Source organism: Acinetobacter towneri DSM 14962 = CIP 107472, assembly GCF_000368785.1.
GTDB classification, from domain to species: Bacteria; Pseudomonadota; Gammaproteobacteria; order Pseudomonadales; family Moraxellaceae; genus Acinetobacter; species Acinetobacter towneri.
The window spans coordinates 1-1,063 of sequence record NZ_KB849680.1; the positions used below are offsets into that span (position 1 = coordinate 1).

Consider the following 1,063-nt stretch of genomic DNA (forward strand, 5'->3'; position numbering starts at 1 on the left):
AAAAAAAAGCGGCTTTTACTGCTGACCCGTTAAAGATCATGGACGAGGTCAAAAGGTCTGACTTCGGAGAGCTTAACCCTGTTTACAAGGGGTGCATAAGCCTTTTTCGAGTCAAAAACGAACAAGATTTTGGATTTTTTCTTGATCATCTTACCAAGTCATTTGAAGAGCTTGCGCCCTCTTACGTTGGCGCTGGGGCTGCTCAGGGGCCGATAACTCGAAAAGTCTGTGCTGCCACATCAAATTGGCTTTATGTGCTTTTAGATCGCTACGGCTCAAAGTATGAGAAAAAGGCGGAAGCACTGCGGGAGCATCTACACGCATGCGAGGAAAAGGCAGAGAAAAGCATCTTTGATCATGTCTTGTATGACTATCAGACAAAAGAGCGTATAGCAAAAAACAAGGCAGAAATGGCAACCCTTTCCCCATCCCCTGCTTTAGAAAAAAGCAGGGATAAGGATGATCTTGAGGGACCATCATTTTAATTTAGTTGTTATTTAATTGATGATTAGTTGTTATTTGGTTGATATAATATCTTAAAGTTTAGATGGATATCTTAATGATGAGCGTTCAATCGAGATTATCAAAAAATGCGTGTAGATTAATAAAAGCCGCGCAGTCGATTATTTTTGTTCGCTGGCAAGCAGACAGCGGAACTCAAAAAGTTGTAGCACTGGCACAGATGGCGGAATGGCAGCACCCATTGATTTTATGTGCTGGCGCGGGTTTTTGGGATGCTCATGACTTGGACAAAGCAAAGCGGTCTATCAAGCGACACAATAAAGACTTGGTTTTCATAGACAGGAGGGATTTTATTTTTTGTGATATCAGCGACTTATCGAAGCTATAGCAGAGCCGAGTGTCTACGAGGCGAACTTTGAAAAATGAATTTCCTCCCCTCTTTGATTACTTTTTATTTCAAGCGAAGCCTGTCGCGAGCGAGCGAGCGCAGAGCTGACCGCAGAAAGAAAAACCATAGTAAGATGATAGAACACTAGTCATGGTTGTAGGGGCAGAGCGGGAACTTTGCCCACTTTTATAACCAAGTTGATGAACTTTTTTT

Annotated in this window: 2 protein-coding genes; both read left to right on the forward strand. The window is 42.4% G+C overall.

The genetic code is table 11. The features are described from left to right. The coding region (locus F947_RS14675; protein WP_004969888.1) for a hypothetical protein at nt 1-485 on the forward strand (485 nt) is incomplete at its 5' end. A gap of 74 nt (nt 486-559) precedes the next feature. Continuing rightward, nucleotides 560-850 (forward strand): hypothetical protein, encoded by a 291-nt coding sequence (locus F947_RS00565; RefSeq protein ID WP_004969891.1) that lies wholly within the window; start codon nt 560-562, stop codon nt 848-850. The last annotated feature ends 213 nt before the right edge of the window (nt 851-1,063 follow it).